Genomic DNA, 17102 nt, shown 5'->3' with positions numbered 1-17102 from the left:
AGAGTGGTCTCAGCGCTGCAACTGTTGCAACACGTGCACGGTGGCGAAGCCGTCCGGCACCAGCCCTTGCGCGTTCTGCCAGGCTCTGAGCCCCGCGCGGGTATTGGGACCGGTAATGCCATCCGGTGTTCCCACGTCATAACCCTGCGCATTCAATTGCGTCTGCATCTCGCGCACCTGGCTGCGAGACAAAGGCTGCTCATCGCGTGGCCAGCTCGCTTGAATGCCGGAGCGTCCAGCGATACGGTCGCTCAGCTTGGCCACCGCCAGCGCATAGCTGGTGGCATTGTTGTAGCGCAGGATAGCACGGAAGTTTGGACCCACCAGGAACGCTGGACCACGTGCACCAGCCGGAGTAATCACCGATGCCTCGGCGAAATTCGGCAATGCGCCTCCGCCCAACGCCACGACTCCCTGATCGGCCCACTGTGCCGAGCCATGGCGTACGGTGATCTCCGTCTGGCTATAGTCAAAGCCGTTCGGCAGTTCAACTTCCACTCCCCAGGGCTCTCCTTCACGCCACCCGGCTCGATCGAGATAGTTGGCCGTCGAAGCCATGACGTCAGGGATGCTGGCCCAGATATCGCGCCGGCCATCACCGTCGCCATCACGAGCATACTCCACGAAGCTGGAAGGCATGAACTGAGTGTGCCCCATGGCACCTGCCCATGAGCCCTTCATGCGTTCAGGGGCAATATCACCAGCTTCGATGATACGCAGAGCAGCCAACAACTCCGAACGGGCAAATTCATGACGCCTGCCTTCATAACCCAGCGTCGCCAGCGACTCGAGAGTCGAGAAGTCACCAAAATTCTGGCCATAGTTGCTCTCGATTCCCCAGATTGCCACCAGCACTTCCCCCGGCACACCATAGTCGCGGGCGGCGGCATCGACAGCACTGCGGTTCGCGGCCAGCTTGTCTCGTCCCTGGCTTATACGTGCATCGGACACGGCAGTATCGAGGTACTCCCAGATCGGGCGCACGAACTCCGGCTGAGAGCCATCCAGCTCAATCACTCGGGGACGGAAGCGCAAGCCATCGAGAGCACGGTCAACAGTGGCCGCATCGATGCCTTCAGCCAGCGCCTCACGACGGAAACCCGCCAACCATTCCTCGAAACTACTGGCCTGAGGTACCGGAGCCTGCGTCGTACTGTCGGTTGCAGGCTCTGCAGAAGACGACACAGTGGATTGGTCGGATGCAGGCGCGGCGGCAGTCGTGGTCTGGCAACCTAGAAGCGGCAGCAATAATACAGTGGGGAGCAGTAAACGCATCAACATGGCGAAAGCATTCCTTGGCTGTCAAGTTTGCCCGCATGATGACTCAGCTGGCGAATTGATACCAGATTCTCCCGTATGGCTGACAGTACACACAAGCCATTACCATCAGCGATAAAACGTCCCAGGGGGGACGCCGCCTACATCTTTCGGGTAAAGTGAGGCCGCAATAATGGGAGAGCAGCCCAACCTGGAAGGCAGCCAACGCGAGCGCCCGAGACGGCAACTCTCAGCCTTTCGCGATATCAACCACGTTCACGGACCGCGCAGGATGACCAACTGATGACTTTGTTCTGGATCCCCTTGCTGCCCTTATTGGGTGTGCTTGTTCCAGCATTGGTGGCCAAACGATCACGGCCTCAGTGCACACTAGCCACTGCGATATTGCCGGCCATAGCACTGGCCATGTCACTTGCCGCCCTGCCGGACATCAATGCTGGCGATATCCCTCGCGTTTCCATCGATTGGATACCACAGATCGGACTGGACCTGGCGTTCCGTCTTGATGGCCTGTCATTGATGTTCAATGTGCTGATTCTGGGCATCGGTCTGCTGATCATTCTCTACGCACACTACTATCTCGAAGCCCATGAAAAGCATGCACGCTTCTATGCCTTCCTGATCCTGTTCATGGCCTCGATGGTCGGTATCGTAATGGCCGATAATCTTCTGGTCATGTGGATATTCTGGGAAATGACCAGCCTTTCCTCCTTCCTGCTGATCGGCTTCTGGTCGCATCGCTCCGAAGCACGCAAGGGTGCAAGGATGGCAATGACGGTGACCGGTGCCGGCGGCCTGGCGCTGCTGGCCGGTCTGCTGTTGCTGGGAGATATGGCCGGCAGTCTCGATATGCAGGTCGTGCTCGACAGCAGAGAAGTGATCGCCGCAGACCCTCTCTTTCCGTTGATGCTGGTGCTGGTGTTGTTGGGCGCCTTCACAAAGTCAGCACAGTTTCCGTTCCACTTCTGGCTGCCACATGCCATGGCCGCGCCGACGCCGGTATCTGCATATCTTCACTCAGCAACCATGGTCAAGGCCGGTATCTTTCTGATGGCCCGACTGCATCCTGCGCTGGCCGGCAACGAACTATGGTCCGCGCTGGTGGCAAGTGCCGGCATCATTACCATGGTCTATGCAGCCTGGTTCGCATTGATCAAGGCCGACCTCAAGGGCATCCTGGCCTTTTCCACTGTCAGCCATCTGGGCTTGATCACGGTATTGCTGGGCATCGGCAGTCCGGTGGCAGTACTCGCTGCGTTACTGCACATCCTCAACCATGCTGCCTTCAAGGCCGCACTGTTCATGTGCTCGGGCATCATCGACCATGAAGCCGGCACGCGCGACCTGTCACGCCTCGGCAAGTTGGCGAAGGCCATGCCGATTACCTGCCTGGTGATGAGCATCGCCGGAGCCGCCATGGCGGGGATTCCGTTGTTCAATGGCTTCATCTCCAAGGAAATGTTCTTCACTGCTACTGTCGACACTCAGGTTCTCGGAGGGATCAGCCTGGTACTGCCGATATTGGCAACCATCGGTGGCATTCTGTCGGTCGCCTACTCGGTTCGCCTCGTACATGCCGTATTCTTCGCCGAAGCCCGGCATGCACCGCCCAGGGAGCCCCATGAGCCCCCGCACCTGATGCGTGCTCCGGCCGAGCTGCTGGCCATCCTCTGTATCGTCGTCGGCCTGTTTCCAGCCGTGACCAACTGGATACTCGTGCCAGCCGTTGCTGCTGTCCTGCAACAGCCCCTCGACTTCCATCTGGCGATCTGGCACGGCTTCAACCTGCCGCTGGCGATGAGCGCGGTGGCCACCGTTGCCGGCATCCTGGTGTACGTTGGGCACCGCCATGTACGCCGTTTCGTGCGTCAGTTCCCCGTTCAGGATGCCAGCCTGATCTTCGAGCGAGGCATGCAGAACATTGCCAAACGTGCCGAGGCCACTACCGACTTCCTCGACAACGCCTCGTTGCAACGCTTCATGGCACTGCTGCTTACCGCTGCTCTGTTGATGGCCGGTATTGGTCTGTCACAGCTGGGAGAGCTTACCGGAAGCAAGGGCAACCAACCGCTGGATGGCGTACTGCTGCTCGGCGCCGTACTGCTGATGTTTACCGCCATTGGTACCGCCGTGACCCATCGCTATCGTCTGGTGTCGCTGCTGATGCTGTCAGTGGTCGGCCTGGTCGTATCGCTGACCTTTGCGCGCTTCTCGGCGCCGGATCTCGCACTGACCCAATTGTCGGTTGAGGTGGTGACCATGATCCTGCTTATGCTGGCGCTGTTCTTCCTGCCTCAGCGCACACCAACTGAGTCCAGCCCACTGCGGACTCTGCGCGATATTCTGCTTTGCAGCAGTCTGGGAATCGTCGTGGCAACGCTGAACTATGCGGTACTGACACGGGATACTCCCAGCATTTCGCAGTTCTTCCTCGACAACAGCGTTCCCGGAGGCGGCGGACACAATGTGGTCAACGTGATTCTGGTCGACTTCCGTGGCTTTGATACTCTCGGTGAGATCACTGTGCTGGCGATTGCCGGGCTGGCAATCTACAAACTGCTCAATCGCCTACGCCTGTTCATGCCACACAGTGACAGCGAGGGGCGTATCTGGTGTCCAGACCGCTACCCCATGCTGCTGCTGACAGTCTCTCAGACCATATTGCCATTGGCACTGCTGGTGTCGGTATTCATCTTCCTGCGCGGCCATAACCTGCCAGGGGGAGGTTTTATCGCCGGCCTGATTACTGCCGTAGCGCTGATCCTGATCTACATGGCGCGAGGCGTCGAATGGACGCAACAACGCCTCGCCTTCCCCTATCAGCCGGTGGCAATCCTCGGCGTAGGCGTGGCAACTCTGACGGGACTTGGCAGTTGGTTGTTCGATGCTCCGTTCCTGACCTCGTCCTATGGTCACTTCCACATTCCGCTGGTCGGCGATATCGAACTGGCCACCGCCCTGCTGTTTGACCTGGGCGTTTACCTCGCCGTGGTAGGGGCAACGCTGATGATTCTGGCCAACCTCGGCAAGGTCACCACTTCACATCGACCGGCCAAGGATGACCCAGAGGTCATCGAGAAAGGCCTACACCGTGTAGAAGATATGCGCGACGGCAAGGAGATCACTTGATATGGAAATGCTCTACGCCATCACCACTGGAGTGTTGAGTGCCAGCGGCCTGTACCTGATGCTGCGCGGCCGAACCTTTCCGGTGGTTGTTGGACTGACACTACTGTCCTATGCCGTCAATCTGTTTCTGTTCTCGATGGGCGGTCTGACTTCCAATGCCGCAGCCATCATCGATGGTCCTGGCCGCTATGGAGACCCCCTCCCCCAGGCCCTGGTGCTGACAGCGATCGTGATTGGTTTCGCCATGACGGCTTTTGCCGTCATCCTGGCAATGCGTGCCCGTGGCGACATGGGCAATGACCACGTGGATGGCCGCAGGGCTGAAGAGAGGGAGGAGCGCCGATGATGTCGCATTTGATTGTCCTTCCCGTCGTGCTGCCGCTGGCAGCTGCCGTGGTGCTACTGCTGCCTCGCAATGGCAATGCGACCTTCAAGCGCTTCCTGAGCCTGGTTGCCACTCTGGCCCTGCTGTTGGTCAGTTTCCTGCTGGTACGCGAGGCCGACTCCGGCAGCGTACAGTACTACGCGCTTGGCAACTGGCAGCCACCATTCGGTATCGTCATGGTGCTGGATCGACTATCGGCACTGATGGTACTGGTTACAGCATTGCTGGCGGTCGGCTGTGTGGTCTTCGCCTGTGGTGGCGATGATGAGAAGGGCAGCAACTTCCATGGCCTGTTTCAGCTACAGCTGATGGGCATCAATGGCGCCTTCCTGACCGGAGACTTGTTCAACCTGTTCGTGTTCTTCGAGGTATTGCTGCTGGCCTCCTATGCCCTGCTACTTCATGGCGGCGGTAAATCTCGCATCCAGTCAGCCGTTCACTATGCGGTGCTCAATCTTGCCGGGTCAGCGCTATTCCTGTTCGCTGTCGGCATGCTGTACGGTGCAACCGGCACCCTCAATATGGCCGATATGGCCGCCGCGGTCAGCCAGTTGGACCCTGAACGCAGCGGTCTGGTGATTGCCGGAGCACTGCTGCTGTTGGTGGTGTTCGGTCTCAAGGCCGCCATTCTGCCGCTGTATTTCTGGCTGCCTCGCGCCTATGCCGCGGCCCCGCCTCCAGTCGCCGCGCTGTTTGCCGTCATGACCAAGATCGGTGTCTACGCCATCCTGCGTGTGTACCTACTGATCTTCGGCGATGGCTCCGGTCCGCTGGAAGCGCTGGAACAACCCTGGGTATGGTGGCTTGGCCTCGCCACGCTCGCCGCCGGCGGTATCGGTGTGCTGGCCGCACGCGACCTGCGCATGCTGGTTGCCTACCTGGTGCTGGTCTCGGTGGGGACCTTGCTGGCCGGAGTGGGTATGCGCTCACCAGCCGCCATCTCGGCCTTGTTGTTCTATCTCGTACACACCACCCTGGCGACTGGCGGACTATTCCTGCTCGCTGAAATGGTCGGCCTTCAACGTGGCAAAGCCGGCACTCGCCTGGTCAAAGGGCGCGCTCCAGGCCTGATAACTGCCCTGCTGTTCCTGGTCGGAGCCATGACTGTGGCGGGCCTGCCACCCCTGTCCGGAGCCTTGGGTAAGGTACTGTTGATGACGGCCGGAGAAGGCAGCCAACGGCTGTGGCTGTGGCCGCTGCTGCTCGGTAGTGGACTGTGCGCGCTGATAGCGCTGTCGCGTGCGGGGTCTACTCTGTTCTGGCGCAGCCAGGAAAGTGACGACAACGACGACCGACTGTCGCGCTGGAAATGGGCGGGCACCTGCTGGCTGCTGGCCGCGTCGCCGTTACTGGTCGTGCTGGCAGGGCCGGTCACTCAGTACACTGACGACGCAGCCACTCAGTTGAGCGAACCATCTGTAATGATCGAGGCACTACTGACACCCAAAGAGGATGCATCATGATTTCACATCCACTCAGGGGAGACGCCCGATGATTCGTGCACAACGCTGGTTGCCGACACCCGTGCTCTCGGTACTGCTGCTGATTGTGTGGCTGTTGCTGGTCAATGACCTTTCTGTGGGCCACCTGCTGCTGGGTGGGACTCTGGCAATCGTCATCCCACTGCTGACCCAGAGATTCTGGGACGTGCAGCCGAATATCAGCAATGGCTTCAAGTTGTTGCGTTTCTTCCTGCGCGTCGTTGGCGACATCATCATTGCCAACCTGCAGGTCGCCTGGATCATCATCAATCCGTGGCGACGCACGCGGCCGCATTTTATCGAGTACCCACTGACCCTCGAGAAGAAGTTCGCCATCACGGTGCTCGCCAGCACCATCACTCTGACTCCGGGAACGGTATCAGCCAATGTGCGCATGGACGGCAAGACCCTGCTGATTCATGCACTGGACGTGGAAGACGACGAGACGCTGATCCGTACCATTCGTGAGCGCTATGAGATGCCACTGAAGGAGATCTTCGAATGCTAGACATCGCTATCACCGTCAGCGCGACGCTGGTTGGATTAGCGCTGCTGCTGAACCTCTATCGCCTGACCGTTGGCCCAAGCATGCCGGATCGCATTCTGGCTCTCGATACCATGTACGTGAATTCCATCGCCCTGATCATTGTGATGGGAATATGGATGGGCACCAAAACCTACTTCGAGGCGGCTCTGCTGATCGCCATGCTTGGCTTCATCAGCACCGTTGCCGTGTGCAAGTACTTACTGCGCGGCGATATCATCGAATAACCGGAGCGGAATCGAGCTATGTTCTATGTATTTCTCGAAGGGCTGATTTCCGTGCTACTGATTGCCGGCGGTCTGTTTGCTTTCATCGGCTCACTGGGGATGGCGCACCTGCGTGATTTCTTCATGCGCCTGCATGGCCCCACCAAGGCCACGACACTGGGAATTGGCTGTATTCTGATCGCATCGATGATCTATTTCAGCGTCATCGGCAACGGCCTTCATCTGCAGGAGTTGCTGATTACTATCTTCCTGTTCATTACCGCCCCGGTGAGCGCTCACCTACTGGCCAAGACGGGTCTACACCAGCGTTTGAAGTATCTCAACAAGACGCGAGGCAAGCCGATAGAGCTACAGGAAGAGGACCAGGCTGAAAGCCCTGTAATGCACTCGCCCAACCGAGAGTGACCGGACGCAGAATACCAGCCCGCAGAAACGACCATGCCGCCCGAATGGGCGGCATGGTGCATCACAAGTAGCCGTTCCGCTCTACAACCAGCCTGCCAACTCCCCGGCAGCAATATCGGCCAGCGCTGTAATATGGTCATCGCGATCATTGAGGCAGGGAATATAGGTGAAGCGTTCCCCGCCTGCCGCCATGAAACTATCGCGAATCTCCTGCTGGATTTCCTCCAGCGTTTCGACACAATCCGTGGCAAATGCCGGTGACAGTACCGCGATATGACGGTGGCCAGCCCGTGCCAGTTCAGCCACTTTATCCACTGTCGCCGGACCGACCCACTCCTCGGGGCCGAACTTTGACTGAAACGTGGTAACGAGGCGTTGCTCATCGAGCCCCAGAGCTTCGGCCAGCAAGCGTGAGGTCTTGCAGCATTGGCAGTAGTACGGATCTCCATCACGCAGGAAACGCTTCGGCACCCCATGATAGGACGCCACCAACACCGACGGAGCGGCATCTTTCGCTACTGGCTGATTATCGCCCAGACCTTCGTCATCCAGACCATTTTCGCCTAACGCATCGCGCACCGAGGCCGCCAGGGCGCGCATATAGCTTTCATGCTCGAAATAGGCCGGTACGGTGCGTGCCGCTGGCTGCCATTTGAGCTTCATCAGGGAGCGAAAGAACTGATCACAAGCGGTAGCAGTGGTCGGTGATGCATACTGCGGGTAGAGCGGAAAGAATAGAATACGCTGACAGCCCCGAGCCTGAAGTTCGCGCACTGCACTGTCGGTAGAGGGGTTGCCGTAACGCATGCCATAAGCCACTGCGACACCTTCTCCAAAACGAGACTCCAGCGTCGCCGCCAGCTTATTGGCCTGCTGGCGTGTCGTCGTCAGCAATGGGCTTTCATTCTGCTCCCGGTTCCAGACGCTGCGATAGGCCTCTCCAGAGATGAAAGGGCGCCGACTGAGAATGACCAGTTGCAACAATGGCTGCCACAACCAGCGCGGATAATCGACCACACGCTGATCCGACAGGAATTCACTGAGGTAGCGCCGCACTGACCAGTAGTCAGTATTGTCTGGAGTACCGAGATTGGCGATCAGAACTCCTACACGCGCGGAGCGGACTGCCGGATGGTCCTCAGGCGCATGTTCAGGCCGGCCCTCGCCGGTAGTTTCGCCAGGGGGAGTGGAGTGCAACGGTGCAGTGTCCAGGTGGGCCATCGAATCGGGTACCTCACTTGACGAGAAGGAAAGTCACAGCAAAAACAACAAACACCGTAAAGATTACCACCGGGACCTGGCTGACTCGAATGAAGTTCGGCTATTGCTGCCATTGCACTATGCAGACGACACAGCCGCCCCCTTCACGTCGCAGTTGACGGATGGTAGAGCAAGGCTATCGGAGAAGGATGAAGCACAAGCACCGGCCGCAAGTCCCGCGCCCGATGCCCTGGCGACCATTGCCAGGGGCTTGTATTGAAGAACCGCATAACGGCTTTGAACAGAAAAAGCGGCGATACCGCCTGTAGCTCGGAGGGTGACCTACCTGAAGTCGGCCTAGAAGACCAACGGAGTACGTGATGTCAGTGGCTGATGATAGTGCGCCTCACGACCAACGACCTCGTCATTGGCTACATGATGCACCAGGTAGGCCCGATGAATGTCAGCACGCTTCAATTCCAGATACACATCATCGAGCGAACGGAACAGCACCGGCTTGCCGCGGCGACCGATAACATGTCGCTGCCCCTCGACATCTTCCAGTTCCACCTGGTAGAAACGATTACCGGCATGACTGATGACACGAATCTCGAAGTTATCGTGTCGTTCCACAAAGGTCTTGAGCTCTTGTAGTTCCAACATATATTTCACCTCTTTTGTCCATTTCCAATTGTTCATCCGTGATGTCCACTTACCAGTGGACAGCACCAATCATCTTACAGCCTGGCGATTGCAGGTGACAGAATGATGACGTGACGAATATTCATGGGACTGATAGCGGGACAACAGGTTCCAGGCTGGTGAATACATGCTGATAAAGAATAGAATTCAGCAAGTTACCGAGGAATCACCTGACCTGCATATGAAGTGAGAAGAGCCCGGCCGAATGGCCGGGCTCAGAAAATCGGAAGGTTTCGGGTAGTCAGTAGGTTACTGATACTCGGAAGGGTCGATAGCCTTGCCCAATGAATTACGATCCACCCAGTTGCCAGCCTTGGTTTCCTTGTAGCGAAACACTACACGATCGCCTACCGCCACCGGCAGTTCTGCATCCTCGGTCTGGTAGCTGTAGGACTCCCCATCAACCACCAGTTGATAACGATAAAGATCCGGCATACCGAGCCATTCCTTGAACGGGCCTTCACGCTCCACCGATGTCAAAACGCCGCGCGCTTCCAGCTTCGGGGCACGCCGCCGGTTACCGCGTCGAAATCCGCCTGCCATGGTATATATGCCTCCACTAGATTGGGTAACAAAAGAATTCGGCAACAGTCGTGATGTCATCCGCTACGCGGTCTATTCACCAAAGCCATCGACATAGGCATCAGGCGCCAGATCCTCGAAGCGGGTGTACTTGCCGATGAATGCCATATGTACAGTACCGATCGGACCATTACGCTGCTTGCCGATGATGAATTCCGCCAGCCCCTGATTGTCGGGGTTATCCGGATTGTAGACCTCATCGCGATAGACGAAGCCAATCAAGTCGGCGTCCTGCTCGATGGCGCCGGATTCACGCAGGTCCGACATCACGGGACGCTTGTTGGGACGTTGCTCAAGTGAGCGGTTGAGCTGCGACAGCGCCACCACCGGACAGCCAAACTCCTTGGCCAGCCCCTTGAGCGAGCGCGATATCTCGGATATCTCGCCGGTCCGGTTTTCAGAGAAACCGGGGATCTGCATCAACTGCAGGTAATCGATCATGACCAGGGAAATACCGCCGTGCTCACGGACGATACGCCGCATCCTCGAGCGCATTTCATTGGGTGACAGCGCCGCCGTGTCATCGATGAACAACTGCTTGTCCTTGAGCAGGTTGACGGCTGAGGTCAGGCGAGGCCAATCCTCATCCTCGAGCTGACCATTACGTACCCGCGTCTGATCAATACGCCCCAACGATGACAGCATGCGCAGCATGATTGACTCAGCAGGCATCTCCATCGAGAACACCACCACCGGCTTGTCACTGGATATCACCGCATGCTCGACCAGGTTCATGGCGAAGGTCGTCTTACCCATCGACGGACGACCAGCAACGATGACCAGATCGGATGGCTGCAAGCCCGAGGTCATATCATCCAGATCACGGAAGCCTGTGGACAACCCCGTCATCTGGCCTTTCATGTTGAACAGCTCGTCGATGCGATCAACGGCTTTGGTCAACAGCTCGCTCATGCCGATCGGGCCACCCGCCTTGGGGCGGTCCTCGCTGATCTGGAAGACCAGGCGCTCAGCCTCATTGACCAGTTCATCGGAAGGACGACCACTGGGGCTGAAGGCACTATCAGCGATATGGCTGGCCGCCTCGATCAGCTTACGCAGCGTCGCTCGCTCACGCACGATATCGGCATAGGCGCGAATATTGCTCGCCGACGGCGTATTGCGTGCCAGCTCCGCCAGATAGGCCAGACCTCCGACACTATCCAGCTGATCTCGCGCTTCGAGAGCCTCGGAAAGCGTGATGACATCCAGTGGCTGGCTGCCTTCCGCCAGCCCGACCATGACATTGAATATCAAGCGATGTTCATAGCGATAGAAATCACCAGCGGACAAGCGCTCGGAAACGCCGTCCCAGGCCTGATTGTCGAGCATCAGGCCACCAAGCACCGACTGCTCGGCTTCCACGGAATGCGGAGGGACCTTGAGCGCCGCCGCTTCCCGGTCAATCTCCTGAACTTCACTCATGCACGCACACCTCGGCTGATTCGAGCCCCGTCATTCTAACGCATAAGTCGCGAGCCGCGAGCATCATGCCCGCTCTCCGATCGCCGAGAACGCGCACAAAAAAACGCGGGAAGGAGAAACTCCTTCCCGCGTCTCAGTGGACAGTGGGCGATTACTCGGCCACAACCACCACGCGAATGGTCGCGTCGACTTCGGCGTGCAGGTGCAGGACGATGTCGTATTCGCCAGTCTGACGAATCGGACCTTCCGGCATGCGCACTTCGCTCTTGGCGACTTCGATTCCGGCACTGGAAACGGCTTCAGCCAGGTCACGCGGACCGATGGAGCCGAACAGCTTGCCTTCATCACCGGCCTTGGCGACCAGAGACAGTTCGATGTCGTTGAGCTGCTCAGCGCGAGCTTCAGCAGTTGCCTTGCGCTCAGCGGCTTGCGCTTCGAGCTCGGCACGCTGTGCTTCAAAAGCAGCAACGTTGTCCTTGGTAGCCGGCACGGCAAGACCGTAGGGCACCAGGTAGTTACGACCGTAACCAGGCTTGACGGTGACCTGGTCACCCAGACCGCCCAGCTTACCAATATTGTCGAGCAGAATGACTTCCATCTCGTAAACCTCTTGTCAGTTGTCGTGACCCAGACGCCTGCGGATATCCAACAGGGTGTCGAGCATGGCCACAACCAGCACGATGAGAATCATGGGCTGGAGGATGATCAGCATCACGTAGAACGCGACCAACCACACCCCGTTCATTCCCTTACGTCCAACCACACCGTGTATCAAACCTATACCAGCCATCAGGATCGGCAGAGCGGCTAGATAAGCCACTTCGCCGTGAGCTGTCATGTAACCCACTGCCAGTACCGCCACCAGCAACAGTAGTTCGCGCGAGTTCAGGCGCAGGGCATGGAACTCTTCACGAAAGCCGCCAGGGTTGTACAGTCCCGACTGCCAGGCACGCGCCAGAATCAAAGCCAGCACGGCAAGAGTCGGCGCCGCACAGGCTCGGACTACAACGATCAACTCCGTCAGCATCTGCTGCGAACTGACCCCATACTCGGCAGCCATCTGGTCGATCATGCTTGCATAATCGGGCCAGGCCTGGTGCATTTGCTCCAGCACCAGGCTGATGTCGAGCCCTGAGGCATAGACACCCAACTGGGCCAGTACAATGCCTCCCAGAGCGCCGGCCACCAGCGCCTCGCTCCAGCGAATGCGTGAGCGCAACACAGTGGCCATCAGCATTGCCAGCAAGGTCGTCACCAGCGGTACCGGCTCCCCTTGAGTCCACCACCAGACGGCAGGGACCAACGAAGCGGCGGCTACCGGAAGGCAATTGCTCAGGCCCCGCCGTAACGCCACCAATGCGACGATTGCCGAACCGAACCAGAACACCATCAAGAATGGTGCGACGGACGTCAGCAACACCACGGCAGCGGCCTGTGGCGTTCCCTTCATCGACCAGCGGGCGATGGGCAGCATAGGCTGAATCTTACTGGTGGCTGTCGGTGTAGGGCAGCAGAGCCAGGTAGCGAGCGCGCTTGACAGCGGTAGACAGCTGGCGCTGGTAACGGGCTTTGGTTCCGGTGATACGGCTGGGAACGATCTTGCCAGTCTCGGTGATGTAGGCCTTGAGCGTGTCCAGATCCTTGTAGTCGATCTGCTTCACGCCTTCAGCGGTGAAACGGCAAAACTTACGGCGACGGAAAAAACGTGCCATGGGTAGACTCCTGTAAACGTGCGATGAGTGACTTAGGCAGATTCAGCTTCAGGACGCGGTCTTTCTTCGCGACGAGCACGCTTCTCTTCGGTCGGCTTCATCATCGGAGACGCTTCGGTGATGGCTTCCTTGCAGCGCACCACCAGGCTACGAATGATGGCATCGTTGAAGCGGAAGATGTTCTCGATTTCCTCGAGAGTCTCGCCCTGGGCTTCAACATTCATCAGCACGTAGTGAGCCTTGTGGATCTTGTTGATCGGGTAAGCCAGGTGACGACGGCCCCAATCCTCGAGACGATGAACAGTACCGCCATTTTCGGTCACGATGCTGGTGTAGCGCTCGACCATGGCCGGAACCTGCTCACTCTGGTCCGGATGGACCATGAAAACGATCTCGTAGTGACGCATGGATTCTCCTTTCGGTTTGGCAGCTTCCTCGAGGACCGCTGAATACGCGGCGCCGGGGGAAGCAAGGAGTGATAGTCAAATAACGTGTAGTCCGTATGGTACATACGGGCGCAAGGATTCTACAGGAGCAGCAACTGCCTCGCAAGGCACTCATCAACCGGCCCAAGGCTCCGGGCCGGGCAACGAGGCCTGATACGAAAGCCTCTGGCGTTCATCCCAGGCGCTCCCCCACCAGGTTGTTACAATGTCGACGTGCGCTGACGCACTACCTCGAACAAACAGACACCCGCTGCCACCGAGACATTGAGGCTCGATACCTGCCCTGCCATCGGCAGCTTGACCAACCGATCACAGGCTTCGCGCGTCAAACGCCGCATACCCTTGCCTTCGGCGCCCATCACCAGCGCGGTGGGTCCGCTGAAATCAACCTCGAACAGGCTGTGATCGGCGTCACCTGCGGTACCGGTGATCCACACTCCGAGCTCCTTGAGACGCTCCATGGCCCGGGCCAGATTGGTGACCTGGTAGACCGGCACGCTCTCGGCAGCACCACAGGCAACCTTGCGCACCGTGGCATTGAGTGATGCCGAACGATCCTTCGGCATGATCACTCCATGAACACCGGCGGCATCCGCACTACGCAGACAGGCACCCATGTTGTGCACATCAGTGACTCCGTCGAGAATCAGCAACAGCGGAGGCGTGTCGTGCGGCCATGCCCTGAGTTGAAGCCACAGCGACTCTTCGCTCGCCGGCGCAAGCGGCGGACAGAAGGCAATGATGCCCTGATGCGAAGCGCCCTGAGACAGCCGGTCGAGCTCGTCCCGCGGCACGGCCTTCAGACGCGCACCACGACTACGGGCGGTATCGATCAATTCGGCAAGGCGACGCCCAGCATCCCCTTCCTGGACCCACATCTCATGCGGCGACTCACCACGCTCCAGCATGGCTTTCACCGCATGTACGCCAAACACACTATCCAGCCCATTTGGAGTGGCCAATCCGCCACTCCGGCGGCGTTGAGTTTTTCCCTTGCTGGCCACTCTTATCTCCTGTTACGACGGCGTCTGCCGCTCTTGCCGCCTTCCTTGCCGCCTTCCTTGCCAGCACGTTCCTTCACAGCACTATCGTTGGCAGTACCGCCCGGAGTCTTTTTCGACTGACGATGAGGCTGACTATCGCCGGCCTTGCCCGACTTGCTGGATCTGGCAGCCTTGCCCTGCTTCCGGTCTGACGCTGGCTTACCGCCACCTGCTCCCGTCCCACCGCCACGGCGTTTACGCGGCGCCCGACGAGGACGCGGCTGATCCGAGAGCATCTCGAAATCGATCTTGCGGTCATCAAGGTCGACACGCGCCACCTGCACCGTCACACCATCACCGAGACGATAGCTGGTCCCTGAGCGCTCGCCCTTGAGGCGATGCTTCTCCGGCTCATAGTGGTAATAGTCGGAAGGCAACGAGGTCACATGCACCAGACCTTCGACATACACCTCATCAAGGCGCACGAAGATACCAAACTGAGTGACCGAGGCGATGGTGCCTTCGTAGGTCTCACCCAGCTTGTCGGACATGAACTCGCACTTGAGCCAATCCTCGACGTCGCGGGTAGCATCATCGGCGCGCCGCTCGGTCATCGAGCAATGCTCACCCAGCTCAAGCATCTGCTCGAAGGTATAGGGGCACCACTTGCTCGGTGGCTCAACCGGTGCTCCGTCGGCGCGCAAAACCGTATTGGTCTGCCGGGGCCCGCGGATAACCGAGCGAATGGCTCGGTGCACCAGCAAATCGGGATAACGCCGAATCGGAGACGTGAAATGCGCATAGGCCGGGTACGCCAGACCAAAGTGCCCTTCATTGTGTGGCGAGTAAACCGCCTGACTCATCGAGCGCAGCATCACCGTCTGGATGATATCGGCATCATCACGCTCACGAATGACCTCGGCCAACTCCTGATAGTCCTGAGGCGTAGGCTCATCACCACCGCCTACCGACAGGCCAATTTCATTGAGGAACAGGCGTAACTTGTCGAGACGCTCCGGTGAGGGTCGTTCGTGAATACGATACAGCGCCGGCAGATCATGCTTGTCGAGGAAGCGCGCGGTCGCCACATTGGCTGCCAGCATGCACTCTTCGATGATCTTGTGGGCATCGTTGCGTGAGCGCGGGACGATCTTCTCGATCTTGCGCTCATCATTGAAGATGATCGCCGTTTCAGTGGTCTCGAAATCAATCGCGCCACGCTCGGTACGCGCCTCGCGCAGCAGCTTGTACAGGCTATACAGGTTCTTGAGTGAGGGCACCAGCGACTTGTATTCCTCGCGCAGTGCATCTCCCTCTTCACCATCGTCCTGCAGGATCGACGACACCTTGTTGTAAGTGAGACGTGCGTGAGAACGGAACACGGCTTCATAGAAGCGATAACGGCTGATCGCACCGCTCTTCGAGATATTCATCTCACAGACCAGTGCCAGACGGTCAACTCCCGGGTTCAGCGAGCACAGGCCGTTGGACAGCAGCTCCGGCAACATCGGAACCACCTGTCCCGGGAAATACACCGAGTTGCCTCGCGACAGCGCCTCACTATCCAGCGGTGTACCGGGCCGCACATAATGAGAGACATCGGCAATCGCTACCAACAACTTCCAACTGCCTGAGCGTGTCTTGTAGGCACAGACAGCATCATCGAAATCCTTGGCGCTTTCGTCATCGATGGTGACCAGCGGCGTGTCGCGCAGGTCGACACGGTGCAGCTTGTCCTCCTCTGCCACCTCGGCAGACATGCTGGAGATCTGGTCGGCGACATCCAACGGAAACTCCGCAGGAATCTCATAGCTACGCAGCGCGATATCGATTTCCATGCCCGGGTCCATACGCTCCCCCAGCACCTCAATGATTTCTCCCACTGGCTGCGAACGCGTCTCCGGCTGCTTGACGATGCGCGCTGACACCACCTGCCCATCCTCAGCGCCAGCTCGTGCGCTGTGGGGAATCATCACTTCCTGAGTCACTCGGCTGTTCTCCGGAATCAACACACCAAATTCCGGCGTATTGGCACGGTAGACGCCGACAATGGTCTGGGTATTGCGTGCCAATACTTCGACGACTGTCGCTTCGTCACGCCCGCGCCGATCTCGGCCACTGACCCGAACCAATACGTGATCGCCGTGGAAAACACGGCGCATCTGACGCGGCGGCATCACCAGGTCAGGTTTCTTGCCATCATCACGCAACAGAAAACCAAAGCCATCGCGATGCCCCAGTACTCTGCCCTTGATCAGGTCGAGCTTGTCGATCAAAGCAAAGGCACCGCGACGATTGCGCAATACCTGCCCATCACGCTCCATTGCGCCCAACCTACGGCGAACCGCTTCACGCAGGTCTTCATCGGTCAGGCCAAGCTGATCGCTCATCTCCTCATGGGAGATTGGCGTACCGATGTCCTCGAGACGCTGCATCAGATATTCGCGGGAGGGGGCGGGCTTATCGTACTTGTGAGCTTCGCGGCTGGCGTGGAGGTCGCTGTCGAGCGTCCAGTGAGTCATGCGGCATGCATCCTTGACGGGGTCGGAGACGGCAACTGGGCGCCGGCACCCAGGCGCGAGCAGATGTTCTTTACGTTGATTTCA

At 58.5% G+C, this 17102-nt stretch carries 17 protein-coding genes; 6 read left to right on the top strand and 11 right to left on the bottom strand.

Features of this window, described 5'->3' with window-relative positions:
* Positions 1-9 precede the first annotated feature (9 nt).
* Positions 10-1281 carry a lytic murein transglycosylase gene (locus AR456_RS04365; protein WP_021820133.1) on the bottom strand — a complete coding sequence of 424 codons (1272 nt, stop codon included), beginning with the start codon at positions 1279-1281 and terminating at the stop codon, positions 10-12.
* Positions 1282-1560: 279 nt separating this feature from the next.
* Here AR456_RS04365 and AR456_RS04360 point away from each other — a divergent pair, with 279 nt between their 5' ends.
* Genes AR456_RS04360 through AR456_RS04335 form a run of 6 tightly spaced genes read left to right on the top strand, consistent with a single transcriptional unit; the run spans position 1561 to position 7449 of the window.
* The gene (locus tag AR456_RS04360; RefSeq protein ID WP_021820132.1) at positions 1561-4407 is read left to right on the top strand and encodes a monovalent cation/H+ antiporter subunit A; all 2847 of its coding nucleotides are present in this window, start codon (positions 1561-1563) and stop codon (positions 4405-4407) included.
* A gap of 1 nt (position 4408) precedes the next feature.
* Complete coding sequence (locus AR456_RS04355) at positions 4409-4753, top strand: Na+/H+ antiporter subunit C (protein WP_021820131.1); 345 nt, start codon at positions 4409-4411, stop codon at positions 4751-4753.
* Positions 4750-6255, top strand: a complete 1506-nt coding sequence (locus AR456_RS04350) for a monovalent cation/H+ antiporter subunit D (RefSeq protein ID WP_021820130.1) — start codon at positions 4750-4752, stop codon at positions 6253-6255. Before AR456_RS04355 ends, AR456_RS04350 begins: the two co-directional genes overlap by 4 nt.
* 28 nt (positions 6256-6283) lie before the next feature.
* Positions 6284-6781 (top strand): Na+/H+ antiporter subunit E, encoded by a 498-nt coding sequence (locus AR456_RS04345; protein WP_021820129.1) that lies wholly within the window; start codon positions 6284-6286, stop codon positions 6779-6781.
* A complete protein-coding gene (locus AR456_RS04340; RefSeq protein WP_021820128.1) occupies positions 6775-7044 on the top strand; it encodes a K+/H+ antiporter subunit F in 270 nt (89 codons plus the stop codon). Before AR456_RS04345 ends, AR456_RS04340 begins: the two co-directional genes overlap by 7 nt.
* An 18-nt stretch (positions 7045-7062) precedes the next feature.
* Positions 7063-7449 (top strand): Na+/H+ antiporter subunit G, encoded by a 387-nt coding sequence (locus tag AR456_RS04335; RefSeq protein ID WP_021820127.1) that lies wholly within the window; start codon positions 7063-7065, stop codon positions 7447-7449.
* Positions 7450-7530: 81 nt separating this feature from the next.
* Here AR456_RS04335 and hemH read toward each other — a convergent pair whose 3' ends face one another.
* From hemH to rnr, 10 genes are all read right to left on the bottom strand, one after another.
* The gene (gene hemH, locus AR456_RS04330) at positions 7531-8670 is read right to left on the bottom strand and encodes a ferrochelatase (protein ID WP_021820126.1); all 1140 of its coding nucleotides are present in this window, start codon (positions 8668-8670) and stop codon (positions 7531-7533) included.
* A 336-nt stretch (positions 8671-9006) separates the two neighbouring features.
* On the bottom strand, positions 9007-9309 hold the full coding sequence (locus AR456_RS04325; protein WP_031208478.1) for a DUF6482 family protein: 303 nt from the start codon (positions 9307-9309) through the stop codon (positions 9007-9009).
* Between the two features lie 291 nt (positions 9310-9600).
* Positions 9601-9894, bottom strand: a complete 294-nt coding sequence (locus tag AR456_RS04320) for a hypothetical protein (protein WP_021820124.1) — start codon at positions 9892-9894, stop codon at positions 9601-9603.
* 72 nt (positions 9895-9966) lie between these two features.
* Positions 9967-11355, bottom strand: coding sequence for a replicative DNA helicase (gene dnaB, locus AR456_RS04315; RefSeq protein ID WP_021820123.1), 1389 nt, complete (start codon positions 11353-11355; stop codon positions 9967-9969).
* A 151-nt stretch (positions 11356-11506) separates the two neighbouring features.
* Positions 11507-11953 carry a 50S ribosomal protein L9 gene (gene rplI / locus AR456_RS04310; protein ID WP_021820122.1) on the bottom strand — a complete coding sequence of 149 codons (447 nt, stop codon included), beginning with the start codon at positions 11951-11953 and terminating at the stop codon, positions 11507-11509.
* 15 nt (positions 11954-11968) lie between these two features.
* Positions 11969-12829 carry a hypothetical protein gene (locus tag AR456_RS04305; RefSeq protein ID WP_021820121.1) on the bottom strand — a complete coding sequence of 287 codons (861 nt, stop codon included), beginning with the start codon at positions 12827-12829 and terminating at the stop codon, positions 11969-11971.
* Between the two features lie 10 nt (positions 12830-12839).
* A complete protein-coding gene (gene rpsR, locus AR456_RS04300; protein ID WP_021820120.1) occupies positions 12840-13067 on the bottom strand; it encodes a 30S ribosomal protein S18 in 228 nt (75 codons plus the stop codon).
* Positions 13068-13099: 32 nt separating this feature from the next.
* Entirely contained in the window at positions 13100-13474 is a 375-nt protein-coding gene (gene rpsF / locus AR456_RS04295; RefSeq protein ID WP_021820119.1) for a 30S ribosomal protein S6, read from the bottom strand.
* A 239-nt stretch (positions 13475-13713) separates the two neighbouring features.
* A complete protein-coding gene (rlmB, locus tag AR456_RS04290) occupies positions 13714-14475 on the bottom strand; it encodes a 23S rRNA (guanosine(2251)-2'-O)-methyltransferase RlmB (protein WP_257721109.1) in 762 nt (253 codons plus the stop codon).
* 44 nt (positions 14476-14519) lie between these two features.
* Positions 14520-17018 carry a ribonuclease R gene (rnr, locus tag AR456_RS04285; protein WP_021820117.1) on the bottom strand — a complete coding sequence of 833 codons (2499 nt, stop codon included), beginning with the start codon at positions 17016-17018 and terminating at the stop codon, positions 14520-14522.
* Positions 17019-17102: the final 84 nt, after the last annotated feature.

It is taken from the genome of Halomonas huangheensis (assembly GCF_001431725.1).
Classification (GTDB): Bacteria; Pseudomonadota; Gammaproteobacteria; order Pseudomonadales; family Halomonadaceae; genus Halomonas; species Halomonas huangheensis.
This window is presented reverse-complemented; position numbering and strand designations above follow the sequence as displayed.